This is a genomic window from Clostridioides sp. ZZV14-6153 (genome assembly GCF_020657855.1).
In the GTDB taxonomy this organism is placed as follows: Bacteria; Bacillota; Clostridia; order Peptostreptococcales; family Peptostreptococcaceae; genus Clostridioides.
The window spans coordinates 62,017-83,299 of the sequence record NZ_JAGWCZ010000007.1 but is presented as its reverse complement, the minus strand read 5'-3'; the positions used below and the strand labels follow the sequence as shown (position 1 = coordinate 83,299).

Below are 21,283 nucleotides of genomic sequence, written 5' to 3'. Positions count from 1 at the left end.
TTAAATATAATCCTTCATTTTTGCTTAAATTTGCATAAAAAAAAACATGTTAAAACAACATATTAATATATGGTATAATATATTAAAACAAAGTAGTAAATTGAGAGGAGATAATGATGTCAAATATAAAAATACAAATAGACAAAACTGTAGAATGGCTTAAAAATAAAGTTAATGAGGCAAATGCAAAAGGATTAATTGTTGGTGTATCTGGAGGAATTGATTCAGCAGTAGTTGCTAATTTAATTAAAAAAGCTTTTCCAGAAAACTCTATGGGAGTTATAATGAGCATAAAAAGTAATCCTCAAGATAGAGAAGATGCACTTAAGGTTATAGAAGGATGTGATATAGAATATCTTGATTTAGACCTTATAGAACCACAAAGTGCTATATTAGACATGGTAGTAGGAAATTTAAAAGAGAAACATTTATATAGAGAAGAATATTTAAAAATGACAGATGCAAACTTAAGAGCAAGAGTAAGAATGAGTACTATTTACACAATTGCTAACAATCTAGGATACTTAGTTGTTGGTACAGATAATGCTGCAGAAATACACACTGGATACTTTACTAAGTTTGGTGATGGTGGAGTTGATATTTTACCAATTGCAAATTTAACTAAAGCTGAAGTATATGAATGGGCAAAAGAACTTGGTGTTCATGAAGATTTAATAAATAAAGCTCCTTCAGCAGGTCTTTGGGAAGGACAAACAGATGAAAATGAAATGGGAACTACTTACAATATGATAGATGCTGTATTAGAAGGTAGATTAGATGAAGTTCCTCAAAGAGACCAAGAGATAATAGAAAGACTTCATAGAATAAGTGAACACAAGAGAAAAACGCCTGCACAACCTCCTAAGTTCTAATTTACTATTTTCAGGATTTGTGATAAAATTTACAAGTGATAAAAATTAGAATAATTAATTGTACGTATTAAGGAGTGGAAATATGGGACGTATAGGAAATATAATTAATAGAAAAGGTAAACAAGATGCTCAAAGAGCAAAAATATTTACTAAACATGCTAGAGCAATAGCCGTTGCAGCTAAAGAAGGTGGCGCAGACCCAGAATATAATGCAGCATTAAAAACAGCTATAGAAAAAGCTAAGGCAGATAATATGCCAAATGATAATATAGATAGAGCTGTTGCTAAAGGTGCAGGGGCAGGTGCTGGAGAAGACTATGAAACTATAGTTTATGAAGGATATGGACCTGGTGGGGTTGCTGTTATAGTAGAGACTTTAACTGACAATAAAAATAGAACTGCTGGTAATGTAAGATACTACTTTGATAAAAACGGAGGAAACCTAGGAACTACTGGATGTGTGTCTTTTATGTTTGATAACAAAGGACAAATATTAGTTGGTGCAGGAGATGGCGTTTCAGAGGAAGAATTAATGGATGTTGCATTAGAAGCAGGTGCTGAAGACTTTATAACAGAAGAAGATGGTTATGAAATAATAACTACACCAGAAGATTTTTCTAGTGTTCGTGATGAATTAAAAGCAAAAGGGTATGAATTTATATCTGCTGATGTAAAGATGATACCTCAAACTACAACTGTTTTAACAGAAGAATCTCATCTAAAAATGATGAATAAATTAGTTGATATGCTTGAAGAAGATGATGATGTTCAAGATATCTACCATAACTGGGAAGTAGAATAAATATTATATCACATTGAGATTTGTAATTATTACATTAATTTTACTATGTGATAAATTTTATAAAATAAGTAATTATTAAAATGAACATATACACCTCTAAACTATGTCTGCATAAATAATATGTGAACATGGGTTAGAGGTGTTTTTTTGTGTATGGAAGATAGCTGTAAAAAATGTATTTATAAGTTAAGAATTTTAAAGTAAGTTCTGAGCAGGACTTGATTGCCTATAAATAATTGATGGGTATATCACTTGTTGCTGAATACCGCTTATACGACCAGTTACTATATCAATAATCATCCTAAGACTACGTTCTGCTGTCTCTTCCATCTTCAAATCTATAACTGTCAAAGGAGGAATACTTCTTGCCATTAGTCGTGCAGGACCATTGCTTGCTGCAAATATTTGAACATCCTCTCCAATTACAATTCCCGATTCATTAAATGCATTCATCATACCAAGAGCTACCACGTCATGATTACAGAAAATTACTTTTTTTAGTGAATTTTTTGCAAGCATTTTTTGAGCAATATCGTATCCACTATCTATTTTATTAGAACAATAATATATAGAGTCTGATAACTGTACTCCATGTTCCTTACATGTTTTTAAAAAAGATTTACCTCGCAAGGTCATGCATGTGAAAGACGTTGGATTGAATACAGCTGCAATATCATTTTTACCATTTTGGATAGCATGTAAAGCTGCTATACGACCAGTTTCTTCATTGTCAATAGAGACACTTGAAAAACCAGGTATTTCACGATTTACAACAACTACAGGAATTTTAGGTTTATTTTTTAATAGATATTCTATGTCATCAGCATTGATACCTGTTAAAACAACTCCATCATAATAATTATTTGAAAAAAGATATTCATCATCACATAGATGGCCAACACTGTAAGGGCGTATTATGATATTTATATTTAAATGTTCTAAAGAAACTATGTGGTTTATTGCTTGAAATATATTAGTTGATGCCAACTCAAATCCTTCATCTTGCCAATAAAATGCTATTTGTATATTGTTGCGTTTAATAGGAGTAGAGCGTTTATATCCAAGCCTATCTGCTGAATTTAATACAAGTTCTTGTGTCTGTAGTGGAATTCTACGCTCATTTCCTTTACCACTTAAGACATACGAGACAGTTGCTGAAGAAAGGCCACAGTCCTTTGCAATATCTTTGATTGTTGCCATGATAAAATCCTCCTTGAGTAGTTGCTTAAATTTGCTTATATCAATAATCTTAACATATATTCAACTAAAGAACAATATTCTACAACGCGTATATTTTACATGTCTAGAATAAATAAATTTTAAAAAATTTATTATTATGTTGACAGATTATGTTGACAGAATTTAGTTTATAGGATTATAATATGCTTAAATAAGCTTATTAATTAAGTTAAATTAAGCGAAGTTAAGCAGGAACATACAATGCTAGCTTGTTATGTGACTGTAAAAAGGGGGAAAAGAAATGAGTAAGGTAAATATATTTGAAGTTGGTCCTAGAGATGGATTTCAAAATCTGAAGGAATTTTTAGATACTGATAAAAAACTTAAGATTATTGATGGTCTTATTGCATCTGGGATTAGACAACTTGAAATTAGTTCATTTGTAAGCCCAAAAGCAATACCTCAGATGAAAGATGCAAAGGAAGTAGCAACTTACTGTGTAAAAAATTATCCTGATGTGAAACTTTATGCATTAGTTCCAAATTTATATGGTGCTAAAGTTGCATGGGAGTGTGGTATAAGAGATATATCTTATGTTATTTCTTTGAGTGAAACTCATAACAAGAAAAATATAAATCGTACTCATGAAGAGTCTATTGATGAGCTTAAAAAAATAATGAGTACTTATCCAGATATGAATATATGTATTGGAATGGCTACTGTATTTGGATGTCCCTTTGAAGGTTTGCCAAAAATTGAAGATGCCATAGCATTTGCCAAACGTCTTTGGGAAAACGGTATCAGAGAGATAAACCTAGCAGATACAATAGGCATTGCCGACCCTAAACAAGTAAGAGATACTATTAGTGCACTAGTTGAAGCTTTGCCAGAGTGCAGATGGCAGGTACATATTCATGACACTAGAAATATGGGGATGGTTAATACTCTTGCTGCTATTGAATGCGGAATTACCACTGTGCAGTCTACACTTGGGGGATTAGGAGGGTGTCCTTTTGCTCCTGGAGCATCTGGAAATACTGCAACTGAAGATTTAGTATACATGCTCGAACGCATGGGGTATGATACAGGCGTTGATTTTGTTAAACTTCTTGAATTATCAAAGTATCAGATGAGTTCTGTAAATGGTGTATATAGTGGTCATCATGTAAATATAAAGTCTGAGAGTTCTAATTGTCAGTCCTATTGATTAACGAAACATATCTATTAATAAAGTATATTAGTTAATAAAATAAATAAAAGAATTGAGGGGATTAGTATGGATGTTATAGCTTTACTTTTATTCTTAGGAGTTATTATTCTTGCATTTGTACGTAAGAATAATGCAGGTATTTTAGCTTTAGCTATTGGTGTTATAGCTGTTAGAATTTTTGGTATGGATGATAAAGATCTTTATGGAGCTATAAGTAACTCAATGTTTACTACGCTTGTTGGTATAACATTACTTTTTGCAATAGTGAATTCAACAGGAGCATTGAAGCTTGTTGCAGAAAAAATTGTAGCTGCTTCAGGTAAACGTGTTTGGCTTATACCTATAGCAGTTTTTATAGCAGGGTTTGTTGTTGCTGGTGTTGGGCCTGGAGCAATCCCAGCACTTGCAATTATTCCTGCAATGGCTGTTCCTGTAGCAATAACTGTTGGTTATAATCCTGTGATGCTTGCACTTATAGGTGAATGTGGATTAATGGCAGGACGTATGACTCCTATTACTCCAGAAGGTCAAATCATAACAACTGTTGCAGAGGGAGTTGGAATTGAAAATGTTATGCCTGCTGTTTTAGCTTGTCAGACTCTTTCAACAATCGTATTTTCAATAGTATTGTTTATAATTTTTAAAGGATATAAACTTAAAAAGCCTATAAATGTTATAAATAGTAAGGAAATAGAAAAATTTAATGTAAAGCAGATAATTTCTCTGACAAGTATAGTGGTTATGATTGCTTTTATCATAATCTTTGATATGAATGTTGGACTTGCAGCTTTTTCAGTTTCAGCTGTACTTCTTCTTTTCAATATTGCTGAAGATGGAGAATGTATCAAAGCAATTCCATGGAGCACGATAGTAATGGTACTTGGAGTAGGTGCAATGATGACAATCGTAGACGCAGCAGGAGGAATTGATTTAATGAGTAATGCATTGTCATCATTGATGAATAGTAAAACAGCTACCCCAATTATGAGTATTTCAGCAGGGCTTATGTCTATGGTTAGTTCAGCATTAGCAGTAGTGTATCCAACCATGATGCCTATGTGTGTTGATATAGCTAAGTCAGTTGGAGGAGTAGACCCACTAGCACTTATTGCAGCAGTTGGTGTGGGAGGTTCTCTTGCTGGTGTAAGTCCACTTTCTACTGGTGGTGCATTGATTTTGGCAGCTATGGGGTCAAGTAAAAAAGACTTCAATAAAGAAGAACAAAATAAGGTGTTTGTTCAACTTTTCATTATGAGTGCAGTTGGACTATTGGTTATTGCAGTAGTATCAGTTCTATTTTTTAATGGAATAGCACATATAATGCATTAATTTCGATAATCGGAGAATTTGTTATTAAACTCAACTTTTAATATTGAGTAATATAATATAAATTGGGGGTATAGTTATGAAAAAGGGAGCATTAAGTAATATAAAAGTACTTGACCTTACTAGAGTTCTTGCAGGGCCATATTGCACAATGATGTTGGCTGATTTTGGGGCTGATGTTATAAAAATAGAAGTACCAAAAAAAGGTGATGATACAAGAGGTTTTGGACCTTTTGTAAATGGAGAGAGTCTATATTATGCAAATATAAATAGAAATAAGAAAGGTGTAACTTTAAATCTTAAGTCAGAAAAAGGCAAAAAGATATTTTTAGATATGGTAAAGCAAGCTGATGTTGTAGTAGAAAATTATAGACCAGGTGTTATGGAAAAGCTAGGATTGGGTTACGATGAGCTAGCTAAAGTGAACAATCAAATAATTTATGGAGCTGTATCAGGCTTTGGATGTTATGGGCCATATTCAGAGCGTCCAGGATATGATATTATTGCACAAGCAATGGGTGGTCTTATGAGTATAACAGGAACTGAAGGAGGAGAACCAACAAGAGTAGGTAATGCTATGGGAGATGTATTGGGTGGAATGAATTTAACTATTGGTATACTTGCAGCACTTAATGCTAGAGAGATAATAGGAAAAGGGCAAAGAGTAGATGTTTCCCTCGTTGATTCTGTTGTATCATCTCTTGAAACTGGTATACAGAGATATTTTGATTCAGGTCAACCTGAACTTATGGGAAATAGATATGCCTCAGCTTATCCTTATGATTCTTTTAAAGCAAGCGATGGTAATTTTGTAATAGGTTGTGGTAATGATAAACTTTTTGAAAATTTATGTAAGAAGGTTCTTTTTAGAGAAGACCTTTTAATAGATGAAAGGTTTAATACAAATCTTAACCGTTGTGAAAACCATGCATCTCTCAAACCAGAGATAGAAAAATGGTCTATCAACTATACAATAGAAGAAGCTGTTGATTTAATATCGAAAGCAGGAGTTCCTGCTGCTCCTATATATGACCTCGGTCATGTTACAACAAATGAACATATTGCAAAGGCAAGAGAAATGATTGTAGATATTAAACATCCTATTATAGGAGATATGAAAGTCAATGGAAATCCAGTTAAGTTGATGACAACAAAAGCTCAAATTAATGTACCAGCACCATCTTTAGGAGAAAATAATGAGGAGATTTATAATAGCTGGCTTGGGTTTGATGGTGGAAAAATAAATGAGTTAAAAGAGAGTGGAGTTATTTAATTTTAGAATAATATCAAATAAAAGATTAAATCAACATTATAAATCAAATCTAAAATTATCAGGAGTATTTAAGATAGGAAAAACTATTTAGACATTAAGTCTTTGTGGTTTTTCCTATTTTCGTTAAAAAATTTATACTATTGGAACATATACATAGATATACTAAACTAAAGTATTAACAATTTAAATTAATAGAAAATAAATTACCTAATATGTTAAATAAAGACTCTTTTACTAGAGTGCAAATAAACTTAGTGCAAATAAACTTATGGATATACAACTTAAACTATTTTAATGAAAATATCAAAAATGAGACTACATTCTCAAAAATGAGACTGTGTTTTTAAAGTATTTTCTCGAAAATGAGACAAAAATATGGTTTTATGGGTTTTGTTGGATAAAAATTCTTTAGTGAATTATAATTTAATCAATTCTAAAGTTAAAAATGATTAAAAATTAAGTGAAATTTATGTATATTTTGTTTATTTTATCAAAAAAAATAATTTTTTAACAAAAATAAAGGAATTTAATATAAGTTGGCGTAGAACTTGCTATTATATATTAACAAGAAATGTAGAAAAAATAACAATGCATAATGGGGGGAATATGATGGGATTTGTAATGGAAAATTTGAAAAATCTTAAGGTGGAAGTTAAGGATAAAGTCTGTGTTATTACTATAAATAGACCTAAAGCTTTAAATGCTCTTAACAATGACACTCTTAGAGAATTATCTCAAGTTATTGATGTAGTATCAGAAAAGGAGGAAATATTAGGAGTTATTATTACTGGAGAAGGTAAAGTTTTTGTAGCTGGAGCTGATATACGTCAGATGCAAAACTATAAAAGTGAAGAAGGCAGAAAATATGCAGGTTATGCCCAAGGAATTTTTGATAAAATTGAAGCTCTTGAGAAAACAGTAATAGCAGCAGTCAATGGATATGCATTAGGTGGTGGATGTGAACTTGCTATGAGTTGTGACATTAGAATTGCATCAGAAAAGGCTATATTTGGACAACCTGAAGTTAATTTAGGAGTCATTCCATGTTTTGGTGGAACTCAAAGATTATCAAGACTTGTTGGAACTGGGATAGCCAAGGAATTAATTTTTACAGGAAGACAAGTAAACGCAGAAGAAGCTAAATCTATTGGTCTTATTAATAAAGTGGTTCCAAGTGATGTGCTTTTAGAAGAGACAATTAAGATGATGAACCAAATAGTTGAAAAAGCACCAATAGCAATAAGATATGCAAAAGTTGCTATTAATAAAGGGATAGATATGGATTTAAAAAATGCTCTTGAACTAGAGAAAGATATTGCAGGCTTAACTTTTGCTACAAGAGATAAGCAAGAAGGCATGGATGCATTTATAGAAAAGAGAAAACCGATTTTTGAAAATAAGTAATTATTATAACTAAAATTAGAACAAATATAGAATATATTCAAAATCTAAATTTCGTGAAAAAATACATATAGTTTTATAGTTTAATTTTAAAAGGAGTTAATTTATGAATACGGGAGTAATTATAAGTTTAGTAGGGATTATCATGGCTCTATCCCTTCTAGTTGTAATGGTTATGAAGGGAGTAAATATTTTTATAATAGCAATTGTATGTTCATTATTAGTTGCTATAACAGGGAATTTAAATGTGTATGATGCACTTAAGGTGGATTATATGACAGGATTTGTTGAATTTCTTCAGGCAAATTTCTTTATTTTCCTAACAGGTACCTTAATGGGAAAAATAATGGAGATTACTGGTGGAGCAAAATCTATTGCTAAGATGATTGTAAGATGGATTGGTAAGGATAAAGCATTACTTTCTATTCCAATAGCTTGTGGAATATTAGCTTATGGAGGAGTAAGCGTTTTCGTTGTAAGCTTTGCAGTGTTTCCGATAGCTTTAGAAATTTTTAAAGAAGCTGATTTGCCACGACGATTTATACCAGCAGCCTTGACTTTTGGATGTTCAACTTTTGCTATGGTTGCACCAGGGGCACCTCAGATTCATAATATTATTCCAGCTTCAACATTAGGGACAGATATTATGGCTGGAGCAGTAAATGGATTTATATCATGTGCAGTAATGTTTATAGTTGGAAGCACCATTTTATACAAGATGGTTTCAAAAGAAAAAGCCAATGGTGGGCATTTTATAGCACATGAATCAGATACATTTGATGAAGTAGCAACAACTAATTCTAAGAGAGAAAATGGTCCTAATGGTCTAATTGCGTTAATTCCATTAATAGTATCAATCCTAATAATTAATGTGAAAATTAATGGACAAGCAATAGTACCAATTGAGGTAGGAGTATTTATTGGAGCTTTATTAGTATATTTATTGTTAAATAAATATCAAGATAATGCAAAAATAGTTGGCCATGTTGGTGATGCATGTAAAACTACAGTAGTAGCAATATGTAATACTTGTGCTGTAGTAGCATTTGGTTCAGTTGTAAAATCAGCAGTCGGTTTTGACTTCATAGTTAATGCTATGACTAATATTCCTGGACCTCCTATTGCAGGGGCTGCAGTTGGAACTACAGTTATTGCGGGTATCTGTGGGTCAGCTTCAGGTGGACTTGGAATTGCGGCTCCACTTCTTGGACCAGTATTTTTAGCTAAGGGTGTCTCTGCTGCAGCATTAACTAGAACTATGGCAATTTCGTCAGCAGCATTAGATTCACTTCCACACAATGGATATATCGTTACTGTAACAAATGGTCTATGTAATGAATCACATAAGGATGCTTATATGCCAATATTCTGGGTAACTGTTTTAACCCCGATTATTGGAACCGTAGTAGCAGTTCTTCTGTTTACAATGTTCCCAGGATTACCATAACAGAAAAGACAAAAAGTATAAATTATATTTTGATATTGTAGAATCAATTTTCAAAGTATATAAAGTATATACAATAAATTTTATGTTTTAATACCATAAATACCATATTTAAAATACCAAGTTGACAGTATAAGGAGGAATTGAAAGTGTTAAATAAACCATTAGAAGGAGTTAAGGTCATTGACTTAACATATTTTGTAGCAGGTCCAGGAACTTCCAAAATATTAGCTGACTGGGGTGCTGATGTTATTAAGGTAGAGCCAAGCTTTGGAGACCCAGGAAGAAAGACAGGGGCAACAATGACAATGCCAATAGATGATTATAATAATCCTTTCTACAGCACATATAATTCAAATAAAAGAGGTTTGTCTATAAATCTTAAGAGTGAAACTGGAATTGAAATTATGGATAAGCTTTTAAGTGAAGCAAACGTATTTGTTTCAAGCTATAGAACAGGAGCATTAAAAAGACTAGGTCTTGACTATGAATCATTAAGCAAAAAGCATCCACATCTTATCTGGGGACAAATAAATGGTTTTGGCGATTTTGGACCTGCTAAGGATAATGCAGGTTTTGATACAGTTGCCTTTTGGGCAAGAAGTGGAGCTATGCTTGATATCGCAGAGAAGGATACAAGCCCAATAAACCCACCTATAGCCTTTGGAGATGCCACAACTTCTTGTAGTTTATCTGGAGGTATATGTGCAGCTTTGTATCAACAAGCTAAGACTGGAAAAGGACAAAAAGTAATGGCATCTTTATTTGGACAAGCAATATGGAATGCATCATCTTTATTAGCATCTACACAGTTTAGCGATGAGTATCCAAAAACTAGAAAAAATGCTATTTCTCCAGTAATAAACTCTTATCGTTGTAAGGATGGAAAGTGGATATTCTTAAGTATCCTAGAGCATGAAAGATATTTTGAGGCACTTTGCAGATTATTTGGAAGAGAAGATTTAATAAAAGAAGAAAAATTTGCATCTTCAGTAGAAAGTAAGAAAAATGCTACAGAGCTTATTAATATTTTGGATGGTGAATTTGCAAAATTCACTCAAAATGAGATGGTTGAAAAGCTTACTACTGCGGATATAGCCCATGAAAGAATTCAACATGTTAATGATGTAGTAACTGATGAACAGGCTATTGCTAATAACTATATATATGAACATACAAGTAAAAATGGAAATAAGACAATGCTTGCATCCACTCCAGTTAAGTTTGGAAATATTGAAGTTAACATGACTTGTGATGCTCCACTTATAGGAGAACATTCAGATGAGATATTGAGAGAACTTGGATACAGTGATTCTGATATAGAAGTTCTAATTGAGTCTGGAATTGTAGCAATGAATAAAGAAACATGTGAAGTACGTTAATAAATAGGAGGAAATTTTATGGATTTTAGATTAACAGAAGCACAATTAATGCTTCAAAGAGTAGCAAAAGAATTTGCAGAGAAGGAAATAGCACCAATAGCTGCTGAAACTGATAGAACAGGTATTTTTCCAAGAGAGCTTTTTAGCAAAATGGCTAAAATAGGCTTTAATGGTATTGGAACACCTGTAGAGTATGGTGGTTCTGGTGGAGCAGATATAGAAAAGGTAATTGTTGTTACTGAGGTTGCCAAAAAATGTGCAGCATCTGCAGCAATATTATCAATACACACAATATATGCTCAAGCTATTTTAAAATTTGGTACTGAGGAGCAAAAGAAAAAATACCTTCCGATGATGGCTGAAGGTGGGTGTGTAGGTGCTTTTGCTTTAACTGAGCCTAATGCTGGTTCAGATGCCGCAAGAGCTGCAACAACTGCAATCATTGATGAAGCAACTGATGAATATGTCTTAAATGGGACTAAGTGCTTTATTTCTGGTGGAGGTCAAGCAGAATCATTAATAATATTTGCATTGACAGAGCCATCAAAGGGAATAAAGGGAATGTCTGCTATCATCGTTGACAAAGGGACTCCAGGTTTTTCAATAGGAAAAATTGAAGAAAAAATGGGTATCCATGGTTCAGAAACTGCAGAGTTAATATTTGATAACTGTAGAGTTCCAAAGTCTAATTTATTAGGAAAAGAAGGAAAAGGCTTTAACATAGCTATGACTTGCCTAGATGGAGCAAGAATTGGAGTTGGAGCTCAAGCTGTAGGAATTGCTGAAGGGGCTTTAGAAGAAAGTATCAAATATTCTAAAGAAAGAGTTCAGTTTGGCAAACCAATTTCAGCTTTGCAAGGTATTCAATGGTATATAGCAGATATGGCGACTATGGTGGAATCAGCAAAGTTGTTGGTATATTATGCTGCAGACTTAAAAGCTAGAGGAGAAAAACATACTAAAGAAGCTGCTATGGCAAAATACAATGCGTCACGTACTGCAAGAGAGGTTACAAACCTAGCTCTTCAAATCCATGGAGGATATGGATATATGAAGGATTATCCATTAGAGAGAATGTACAGAGATGCCAAGATAACAGAAATTTATGAAGGTACTTCAGAAATACACAAGGTTGTTATTTCAAGAGCAGTACTAGGATAGGAGGAAGAGCATGAATATAGTTGTTTGCTTAAAGCAAGTTCCAGATACTAATGAAGTTAAAATAAATAAAGAGACAGGTACCCTAATAAGAGATGGTGTACCAAGTATAATCAATCCAGATGATAGAAATGCTTTAGAAGAAGCTTTAAAAATAAAAGATGAACTGGGAGCAGTGATTAAGGTTATAAGCATGGGACCTCCTCAGGCTAAAAGTGCTTTAAAAGAAGCTTTGGCAATGGGCGCTGACGAAGCATACTTAATTTCAGATAGAGCTTTTGGTGGTTCAGATACCTGGGCCACATCTACAATTATTGCTGCTGCTATAGAGAAGGTTGGAAAGTATGATGTAATATTCTGTGGAAGACAAGCTATAGATGGAGATACAGCTCAGGTTGGACCAGAGGTTGCAGAATTCTTAGGGGTACCACAGGTTACCTATGCAAAAGAAGTAAAGGTTCAAGATGATAAATTACTAGTAACTCGTTATACAGAGACAGGAGATTATTTAATAGAAGCAAAGATGCCAGTTTTACTAACTGCTATAAAAGAGTTAAATAATCCAAGATATCCAAGTGTCAAAGGAATCTTAGGAGCTTATAATAATGGAGATGCAAAGATTACTGTGTTAACACTTGAAGACTTAGCTGTTGATACAACTCAAATTGGATTAAAGGGTTCACCTACAAATGTTTACAAGTCTTTTGTACCAGTTAAAGACAAGCATAATGAAATAATCGAAGGTATAAATAAAAAGGAAAAAGCTGAGAAATTAGTAGAAATACTATTCGATTTGAAACTAGTATAGGAGTGTTAAGATGATGAGAGCAAAAGTTAATCAAGGTATAAATTTAAATGATTATAATGGCGTTTGGGTAATAGGAGAGCAAAGGGAAGGCAAAATCAATCCTGTTACTATAGAACTTATTGGTGAGGGAAGAAAGCTTGCTGACCAATTAGGAAAAGAGCTTGCAGTTGTAATAGCTGGATATGAAGTAGAGAAAGAAGTAAAGGAGTTACTTCACTATAGTGTTGATAAAGCATATTATATCAACGACCCTCTTCTTAAAGATTTCACAACTGATGGATATGCAATTTCAATAGCAGGTTTAATTGAAGAGAAAAAGCCAGAGGTTGTACTAGTTGGAGCTACTTCTATAGGAAGAGATATCGCACCTAGAATTGCAGGTAAAGTTGGAACAGGTCTAACTGCTGACTGTACAAAACTTGAAATAGATTCAACGGATAATAAGTTATTACAAACAAGACCAGCCTTTGGTGGAAATTTAATGGCTACTATTGTTTGTCCAAAAAATAGACCACAGATGTCAACAGTTCGTCCAGGGGTTATGGCAAAAGCTGTAAGAAGTGAATCAGAGGCTGGAGTTTTAGAGGTTATTACTCCAGAACTTAATGAAAAAATGATTAGAACTAGATTAGTAGAAATGCTTCCACAAGAAAAGAAATCCATAAATCTAACTGATGCTAGAATAATAGTATCAGCAGGAAGAGGATTAAAGAAGGCAGAAGGATTTGAACTAATAAAAGAATTGGCGGATAAATTGGGGGCAGAGATTGGTGCTTCAAGAGCGGCAGTAGATTCAGGGTGGATAGAGCATTCTCATCAAGTGGGACAAACAGGAACTACTGTTAGACCAGAGTTATACATTGCATGTGGGATATCTGGAGCAATACAGCATTTAGCAGGTATGAGTGATTCTAAATATATAGTTGCTATAAATAAAGATTCCAAAGCCCCTATTTTCAGTATATGTGACTATGGAATTGTAGGAGATTTATATGAAATTCTACCTGAAATAATAGAATCATTAAATAGGTAACTTCTAGAAAACATTGAATACATAGAATGGTAAGTCTTATAATATTGTATTGTAAGACTTATTATTTTTGCTGAAGGTTATAGTGGAGGGATGAAACAATGAAAGAGCACTGGTATAAGGATATATTTGCAAGAGTGTTATCCATGACTGATGATGGTTTTATTGTTGTAAATAAAGATGGAGTAATCATAGATATTAACGATAAATATTGTGACTTCTTAGGGAAAGAAAGAGACGATATAATAGGACACAATATACAAAGTATTATACCAAATACAAAAATGCTAGACATTATGAGAGATAAGTATTGTGAAGAAGGAGCTATACATCATTACTCAGGTGGAAATACAAAAGAAAAAAGTGTAATAGTAAGTAGGTCTTATGTGGAAAATGACAATGGAGAAGTAGTTGCAGGAGTAGCTCAAGTTAAATTTAGATTGCAATCCTTTGATGTAGCTAAAAAGTTAATGTCAGAATATATGGAGCTCCAATATTATAAAGAACAGTTTAAGGATAACTGTGGTTTTGACAAGCTCATAGGTGAAAATAGAGATTTCATAGAACTTAAGAAAACAGGTGTGAAAGCTTCTAAAACGAACTTCTCAGTTCTTTTAACAGGTGAAACTGGCACAGGTAAAGAAGTTTTTGCTAGAGCAATTCACAATAATAGCAGTAGGTCAGACAAACCCATGGTTAGTATAAACTGTGCTGCAATACCAGAAGAATTATTAGAATCAGAGCTATTTGGGTATGACGAAGGAGCTTTTACAGGAGCAAAAAAAGGCGGCAAAAAAGGTAAATTTTTAGTTGCGAATAATGGTACAATCTTCTTAGATGAAATAGGTGACATGCCTTTGACCATGCAAGCAAAACTTTTAAGAGTTCTTCAGGAAAGTGAGATAGAACCAGTTGGAGGTCTTAAAACTATAAAGATAGATGTAAGAGTAATCTCTGCTACAAGAAAGAATTTAAGTAAAATGGTTGAAGAGGGATTATTTAGAGAAGACTTATACTATAGGTTAAATGTAATAAATATTCATATGATGGAATTAAAGGATAGACAAGATGATATTTTATTGCTAGCAAATTATATATTAAATAAATTAAATGTTGAATATAAGGAATTGAAGGTTTTAAGTGATAAGGTTAAAAATTGTTTTATTAACTATATTTGGCCAGGAAATATAAGAGAACTACAAAATGTAATAAAAAGCGCCTATGCTGTAAGTGATGATATGGTCATTATGATGTGTGACCTTCCATCTAAAATGGATAATATCAGCAGAGTGGCTCAATGTAATGTGGATAGTAATTGCTCAATTCATGAAATGGTTGAAAATTATGAGAAGAGTTTAATTATTGATGTGTTAAGGAAGTACAATTGGAAATGTTCTAAGGCAGCAGAGGTTATGGGAATACACAAAAGTCTTTTGTATAAGAAAATAAAAAAGTATGAAATTGAATTAAACAATTAAGATGACTTTAATTAAGATTAATTAATTTTGGACATAACAAAACCCTCCTAGTTTTAGACAGTTTTACATATTTTAACTGTCTCCTAAGAGGGGTATCGTTCAAAATTAGAGTGACTTTTATCTAACATTTATAAAAACTGTTTTGAATAGTTCTTTTGTTATTTAATCATAATTTTCTACTTCTTTATCAAGTTCTTTTCCACAAGAATCACATTTATATATAGCATTATATCCGTAATCATATTCATCAACTATTTTCTTTTGTCTAAATACACCACCACAATCACATAAGAAACCGTTTTTTATAAGAGTAACAATAAATTGTGATTTTATAAACTTTATATCATTACATTTATCATTAGTGTAAAAATTATAAATATAAGAGTTGTCACATTCATCTCTCAATTCAAATTTTTCAATATATGTGTTGTTTTTTAACTCCTCAAACTCTTCTTTAGTTAAGTATGACTTTTGTTGCAATTCGTGTAAGCGCTTAATTTGGTCCATAATTTATATCCTCCTAATAATTTTAGTATTTTAAGCTTAGATAAGGACTCTAAGTTTTATTAAATTTATCTCAAGGAATTATTTAAATTATATTTAGTTTTATTTAATTACAACATAAATAAATTAGCTATAAATAAAAACTAATTTTAAAAATAATTTCCTATGAAAATCTAAATTACTAACCCCTTACTAACCCGAAAAACTAAAAAAGAAAATAAAAAATATATCCAATCTAAATGATATATAAATAAAGATATTTTATATAAATTTAACTTTAAATATCTCAACTGTAATATATAAAAATATATTATAGTTAAAATATACCACATATTTTGGGTATTGTATACTGGAATTGAAGCAATTAATTTATTTTTTAACATACAAATGATTTTATAAAAAAAAACAAGACTGAAAAATTCTTATATTATTTGATAGAATAAAAATAAGAGTAAATTTATTGAATTTTATAAAATTTATAAGGAGTGAGTTCAAGATATGCAAGAGAATAAAAATGATATATTTGAATCAATAGATAACAATGACTTTGACAATAAAACAGAAGACGAATATTTAGAAATAGTAAAGCAAAATGGGTTAAATTTAATATACATAAAAAATCAAACAGAAAAGATATGTCTGGAGGCTGTTAAACAAAATTGTAATGCGATAAAATGTGTTGATAATCAAACAGAAAAAATTTGCATGGAAGCAGTCAAGCAAGATTGGAGAATGTTAGAATTTGTGGAAGAGCCAACAGAAGAAATATGTATGTTAGCACTTAGCCAAGATGGAACAGCATTAAAATATATAGAAAATCAGACAGAAGAATTATGTTTAAGAGCTGTTGAAAAAAATGGTACAGCCTTAGCATTTGTAAAAGAGCAAACAGAAGAAATATGTATAGAAGCGGTTAGAAATAGTGAGTTTGGATTAGCAAGAGTAAAAAATCAAACAGATAAGATATGTATGGAAGCAGTTAAACAATGTAGTTATAATTTAAAATGGGTGGAAAATCAGACTGAAGAAATATGCATGGAGGCAGTAAGACAAAATGGGCTTGATTTGAAGTTTGTAAAAAATCAGACAGAAACAATATGTTTAAGAGCAGTAAGACAAAATGGTATGGCTTTAGAATTTGTAAAGGAACAGACTGTTGGAATATGCTTGAAAGCAGTGAGACAATATGGAATGGCTCTAAAATTTGTGAAAGAACAAACAGAAGAAATTTGTACAGAGGCTGTTAAACAAGATAAAAGAGCACTTAGTTTTGTCAAAGGAGATAAAGAAAAATATAAAGATTTATGCGACGGGAATGAGCCATTTGCAAAAAGATATGTTAGAAATGTAATAGAAAAAGAAAATAGAGCTTTGATTAAAAAAGGAGAAGAAAATGCAAAAATCAAAATTGCAGGAAAACTTCATGATAGAGGCATGTCTTTTGAAGATATATCAGATATAGTTGAGATTGAAATAAACAAGTTAAAGGTGAGTTTGGGGATTTTTTAATATAAAATAGTTAATTAAAAAATAATTGGATAGTCCTTTGTAGGATAGTAAAATAAGTGCTATAATTTGACATATAATAAATTATTTTTATTACACATTAAGGAGGGATTGAAATTGAAAATTACAATATTATATCAAACAAGAAGTGGAAACACAGAAAGAGTAGCTAAGTTAATAGAAGATGGTGCTAAAAATGTAGAAGGAATAGAAGTTAGACTTATGAGATTTGATAGTATTGATACAGAGTATTTAAATGAAAGTAAAGCAGTAATATTTGGAACACCAACATATTTAGCTAATACAACTTGGGAAGTAAAAAAATGGTTTGATGAGGATTCAAAAAAGATAAATCTAGCTGGCAAGTTGGGAGCAGTTTTTGCTACATGTGACTATGTCTGTGGCGGTCCTGATGTTGCAATTCTTACTATAGTAGGGCATTTAATGGTTAAGGGAATGCTTGTGTACTCTGGAGGTGGTTCTTTAGGAAAACCATTTATACATTTAGGACATGTACATTCAACTGAAGGGCCAGAAATACAAGACGAAAAAGCTGTAATATTTGGAGAAAGAATTGCTACAAAAGCAAAAGAATTATTTGCTTAATTTCTATATACATAACAATGCTTGAGATAAGTTTAATGCTTTAATGAGGATTTAAGGTAAAAATTGTATACAAATAAAAATTTTCCATAAAATTACTCAATATGCTATCAATATGAATTATAATATGATTGTAAACATATTATATTAAATAAAATAGTGAAAATTAAACAATAATAGTGAGGTAAGTTTATGGTATGGCATATAGAATATGAAATTTTTTCTGCAATTATAGTTGTTTTTTTGATGGTATACTTTTTTAAAAGTAAATTTATACCTACTTTACAAAATAAAATATACTGTGCACTTTTAATTTGTTCATTTTTATTCATAATTTCAAATGTTTTAGGCTCACTTTGTCTAAATAATATAAATAAACTTCCAATTTTTTTGACTGGTTTATTGAATCAAATATATTTATTTTTATTGCCGATACCAGCGGCTCTTGTATTATTTTATGTCATGGCTATTATTTATCAGGATATTAGATATATGAAAAAAAAGCTTTTATTTTTATCTATACCACTTATAATTTGCATAATTTTATCTATAACTAATCCTTTTACACACATTTTATTTGGATTGTCAAAAGAAACAGGTTATGTTCGTGGCTATGGATATACTGCAACTTTTTTATCATTTTTCTTTTATGCAATATATTCGGCATTTTTATCTTTTAAATACAAAAAAGCAATGCATGAATCTAAAATATGGGCTATTAGAGGTTTTCTTATAGTTTCAGTTATAGCAATTATTTTACAAGCGATTTTTTTACAGTATCTTCTTACAGGAACAGCATGTGCATGTAGTTTACTTTTGACATATCTTTCTATGCAGAATCGAGGTCTTATCATTGATGACCTTACTGGTGTACTTAATAGACAATCCTTTATTCAAGAACTAGATTTAAATATAAATACTGAACAGTCAGGATTTATTATTACAATTGCTCTTGATGATTTCAAATTTATGAATGAAACTTTTGGGACTAAAAATGGAGATATTGCATTAAAAGAAGTTGGGAAATATTTGATTCATATTCATGATGTAAATCATGTATATAGAATAGGAGGAGATATATTTTCTATTGTTGTTAATAGTCAGTTAGGAATATCTCCAGAGACAATTATCAATGAGATAAAAGAAAGATTTAAAAAACCATGGCTAATAGAAGAAATAAGTTTTAATTTATCAACTAGTATTGCAGCTGTTTCTTTTCCAGAAAATGCTGAAACGACAGAAGATGTTATAGTTGCAATTGACTTCTCTATACATGAAGCAAAACGCTCTGAATCAAGACAAGTTATTTATGCAGATGCGTCTATAAGTGAAAAGATAAAGAAAAAACATATAATAAAAAATTGTTTGAAAGAAGCTCTAGAAAATGATGGTTTTGATGTATATTATCAGCCTATATTTTCTACTAGTAAAGATAGATTTGCTTTAGCTGAGGCTTTGATTAGGCTAGAACATAAAGAACTAGGGTTTATACCACCAGATGAATTTATACCAATTGCAGAGCAGACAGGTCTTATTAATTCAATTGGGTTAGTGGTTTTTGAGAAGGTATGTAAATTTATAGCTAGTGATGATTTTGAAGATTTAAAGCTAGACACCATAGCTGTTAATCTTTCTGTAGTACAATGTATGCAGAAGAATTTGGCTGATGATTTGTTTAATATTATGAAAAAATACAATGTGTCACCAACTAAATTTAAATTTGAAATTACAGAAACTGTGGCATCAGGTTCATTTAATACAATTAGAGAGACCATGGAAAAATTAATTGATTTAGGGGTTAAATTTGCACTTGACGATTTTGGAATTGGTTATTCTGGAGTTACGAATATGCTTTCCTTACCATTTTCAGTAATTAAGTTAGATAAGAGTCTGATTTGGTCTATGAATGAAGATAGTAAGCATAAGCTCACAGTTGAAACTATTATATCGCTTATAAATAAATTAAATATGAAACCTGTAGCAGAAGGTGTTGAAACCATTGAATACGCTAAAGATTTAAAGTCTATGAATTGTGAATATTTACAAGGGTATTATTTCTCTAAACCTGTTCCAGAGGAAATTTTAAGGGATTTGTTGAGAGAAAATGCTTTTACGGTTTAATACCCTTTATTTTTTTAATTACAATTTTGTTCATTGACACTATTAGTCAAATATTATAAAATTAACACAATAATAAATATTAAAATTATTATATATATTATTAATATTTATTCCTAGAGTAAAGATTTATTATATATTTTTATAGCTTAAAATATATATTTTACTTAATTATTCTAAAGTAAGAAAGGAAGATGTGACATGAATAAAAAGAAAATATTAGTACCAATTGATGGAACAGAAAGAAGTATGCATTCTTTGGAATTTATACAAGGAATATTCAAAAAAGATGAAGTCGAAGTGGAAATAATGAATGTAAAAGAACTAGTATTTATTGATGGCATATCCCTAGCTGAAGAGATAAAGAATTCTGAAAACTTAGGAAGACGAATCCTGGACAGAGCAGCAGAGATAATGGGAGAGTATGATGTTAAAGTTCATTTTACTTTTGGTTATCCAGGAGATGAAATAATTAGAAAAGCAAAAGAAGATAATGTAGATATTATAGTTATGACAAAATCTACTAAAAAAGGTCTAACAAGAATGATAGGTTCAGTAACAGCAAGTGTAGTTAAACAAGCAAAGTGTATAGTGATGATTGTACCGGAGTAGAATTAGTGAGGTATCTGAAATATGAATAAAAAGATAGTAGCAGTTTGTGAAAGTGAAAAAAGTTCAAATTCTCTTAAAGAAGCTGCAAATATTTTAGGGTTTGACTTAGTTTATGAAATTCAAAGTGATGGAAGTATAAAAAATGAACTTTCTATATATGATATAGAAGATGCATCTATAGTGTTATTTGTTACAAGTGATTCTATAGAGAGTATAGAAAAGATTGATAGATTTATAGATAGGGAGTTTTATGAGGTTGATCCAAAATATATAATAAGTGATGCAAAATCTATAGTAAATGAAATTTTAATAGATTTAAATTAATCTTAAAAATATAGAAAGGGAGTGTCTTAAAATGATTTTTGAAAATCATAAATGAGATACTCTCTTTTATGTAAATACAAGAAATTCGCTATTGCAAAAAAGTCAACTACAGCAACCTCATTTTTTTCTACATCCTTGTTAAATTGCTATTATTAAGTGCTTGTGCCATTTGTATATCCTCCATAATTTTTATTGTCTTGCTAAGATGTTTATATTTTATGATAATAAAAAAATATATCTGTGATAATATCAC

Annotated in this window: 19 protein-coding genes; 17 read left to right on the top strand and 2 right to left on the bottom strand. The window is 31.2% G+C overall.

Annotated features, from left to right (window positions below; all coding sequences use genetic code 11):
- Window positions 1–116 precede the first annotated feature (116 nt).
- Window positions 117–872 carry an NAD(+) synthase gene (gene nadE / locus KGF46_RS10670; protein ID WP_227433380.1) on the top strand — a complete coding sequence of 252 codons (756 nt, stop codon included), beginning with the start codon at window positions 117–119 and terminating at the stop codon, window positions 870–872.
- Between the two features lie 82 nt (window positions 873–954).
- Window positions 955–1,674: a YebC/PmpR family DNA-binding transcriptional regulator gene (locus KGF46_RS10665; protein WP_227829661.1), complete on the top strand. Its 720-nt coding sequence runs from the start codon at window positions 955–957 to the stop codon at window positions 1,672–1,674.
- A 195-nt stretch (window positions 1,675–1,869) separates the two neighbouring features.
- On the opposite strand, the gene KGF46_RS10660 is transcribed toward KGF46_RS10665, so the two are convergent.
- Window positions 1,870–2,874 (bottom strand): substrate-binding domain-containing protein, encoded by a 1,005-nt coding sequence (locus KGF46_RS10660; protein ID WP_227829660.1) that lies wholly within the window; start codon window positions 2,872–2,874, stop codon window positions 1,870–1,872.
- Between the two features lie 280 nt (window positions 2,875–3,154).
- Between KGF46_RS10660 and KGF46_RS10655 the strand changes: the two genes are divergently transcribed.
- From KGF46_RS10655 to KGF46_RS10610, 10 genes are all read left to right on the top strand, one after another.
- Entirely contained in the window at window positions 3,155–4,060 is a 906-nt protein-coding gene (locus tag KGF46_RS10655) for a hydroxymethylglutaryl-CoA lyase (RefSeq protein ID WP_227829659.1), read from the top strand.
- A gap of 69 nt (window positions 4,061–4,129) precedes the next feature.
- Window positions 4,130–5,392: an SLC13 family permease gene (locus tag KGF46_RS10650; protein ID WP_227842796.1), complete on the top strand. Its 1,263-nt coding sequence runs from the start codon at window positions 4,130–4,132 to the stop codon at window positions 5,390–5,392.
- Between the two features lie 76 nt (window positions 5,393–5,468).
- Window positions 5,469–6,662: a CaiB/BaiF CoA transferase family protein gene (locus KGF46_RS10645; protein ID WP_227842797.1), complete on the top strand. Its 1,194-nt coding sequence runs from the start codon at window positions 5,469–5,471 to the stop codon at window positions 6,660–6,662.
- 609 nt (window positions 6,663–7,271) lie between these two features.
- The gene (locus KGF46_RS10640; RefSeq protein ID WP_227842798.1) at window positions 7,272–8,066 is read left to right on the top strand and encodes an enoyl-CoA hydratase-related protein; all 795 of its coding nucleotides are present in this window, start codon (window positions 7,272–7,274) and stop codon (window positions 8,064–8,066) included.
- Between the two features lie 103 nt (window positions 8,067–8,169).
- Window positions 8,170–9,510 carry a GntP family permease gene (locus tag KGF46_RS10635; RefSeq protein WP_227829655.1) on the top strand — a complete coding sequence of 447 codons (1,341 nt, stop codon included), beginning with the start codon at window positions 8,170–8,172 and terminating at the stop codon, window positions 9,508–9,510.
- Between the two features lie 146 nt (window positions 9,511–9,656).
- Complete coding sequence (locus KGF46_RS10630) at window positions 9,657–10,889, top strand: CaiB/BaiF CoA transferase family protein (protein ID WP_227842799.1); 1,233 nt, start codon at window positions 9,657–9,659, stop codon at window positions 10,887–10,889.
- An 18-nt stretch (window positions 10,890–10,907) separates the two neighbouring features.
- Window positions 10,908–12,050 (top strand): acryloyl-CoA reductase, encoded by a 1,143-nt coding sequence (gene acrC, locus KGF46_RS10625; RefSeq protein WP_227829653.1) that lies wholly within the window; start codon window positions 10,908–10,910, stop codon window positions 12,048–12,050.
- A gap of 10 nt (window positions 12,051–12,060) precedes the next feature.
- The gene (locus tag KGF46_RS10620; protein ID WP_227829652.1) at window positions 12,061–12,855 is read left to right on the top strand and encodes an electron transfer flavoprotein subunit beta/FixA family protein; all 795 of its coding nucleotides are present in this window, start codon (window positions 12,061–12,063) and stop codon (window positions 12,853–12,855) included.
- A 13-nt stretch (window positions 12,856–12,868) separates the two neighbouring features.
- A complete protein-coding gene (locus tag KGF46_RS10615; RefSeq protein WP_413841237.1) occupies window positions 12,869–13,888 on the top strand; it encodes an electron transfer flavoprotein subunit alpha/FixB family protein in 1,020 nt (339 codons plus the stop codon).
- Between the two features lie 98 nt (window positions 13,889–13,986).
- The gene (locus KGF46_RS10610) at window positions 13,987–15,363 is read left to right on the top strand and encodes a sigma-54 interaction domain-containing protein (protein ID WP_227829650.1); all 1,377 of its coding nucleotides are present in this window, start codon (window positions 13,987–13,989) and stop codon (window positions 15,361–15,363) included.
- Window positions 15,364–15,525: 162 nt separating this feature from the next.
- Here KGF46_RS10610 and KGF46_RS10605 read toward each other — a convergent pair whose 3' ends face one another.
- Window positions 15,526–15,870 (bottom strand): hypothetical protein, encoded by a 345-nt coding sequence (locus KGF46_RS10605; RefSeq protein WP_227433370.1) that lies wholly within the window; start codon window positions 15,868–15,870, stop codon window positions 15,526–15,528.
- 495 nt (window positions 15,871–16,365) lie between these two features.
- On the opposite strand from KGF46_RS10605, the gene KGF46_RS10600 reads away from it, so the two are divergent.
- From KGF46_RS10600 to KGF46_RS10580, 5 genes are all read left to right on the top strand, one after another.
- Window positions 16,366–17,376, top strand: coding sequence for a DUF4116 domain-containing protein (locus KGF46_RS10600; protein ID WP_227842800.1), 1,011 nt, complete (start codon window positions 16,366–16,368; stop codon window positions 17,374–17,376).
- 114 nt (window positions 17,377–17,490) lie between these two features.
- Entirely contained in the window at window positions 17,491–17,979 is a 489-nt protein-coding gene (locus tag KGF46_RS10595) for a flavodoxin family protein (protein ID WP_227856661.1), read from the top strand.
- 189 nt (window positions 17,980–18,168) lie between these two features.
- Window positions 18,169–20,097 (top strand): EAL domain-containing protein, encoded by a 1,929-nt coding sequence (locus tag KGF46_RS10590; protein ID WP_227829647.1) that lies wholly within the window; start codon window positions 18,169–18,171, stop codon window positions 20,095–20,097.
- 198 nt (window positions 20,098–20,295) lie between these two features.
- Window positions 20,296–20,706, top strand: a complete 411-nt coding sequence (locus tag KGF46_RS10585) for a universal stress protein (protein ID WP_227433366.1) — start codon at window positions 20,296–20,298, stop codon at window positions 20,704–20,706.
- 21 nt (window positions 20,707–20,727) lie between these two features.
- Window positions 20,728–21,030 (top strand): PTS sugar transporter subunit IIBC, encoded by a 303-nt coding sequence (locus KGF46_RS10580; RefSeq protein ID WP_227829646.1) that lies wholly within the window; start codon window positions 20,728–20,730, stop codon window positions 21,028–21,030.
- Window positions 21,031–21,283 lie beyond the last annotated feature (253 nt).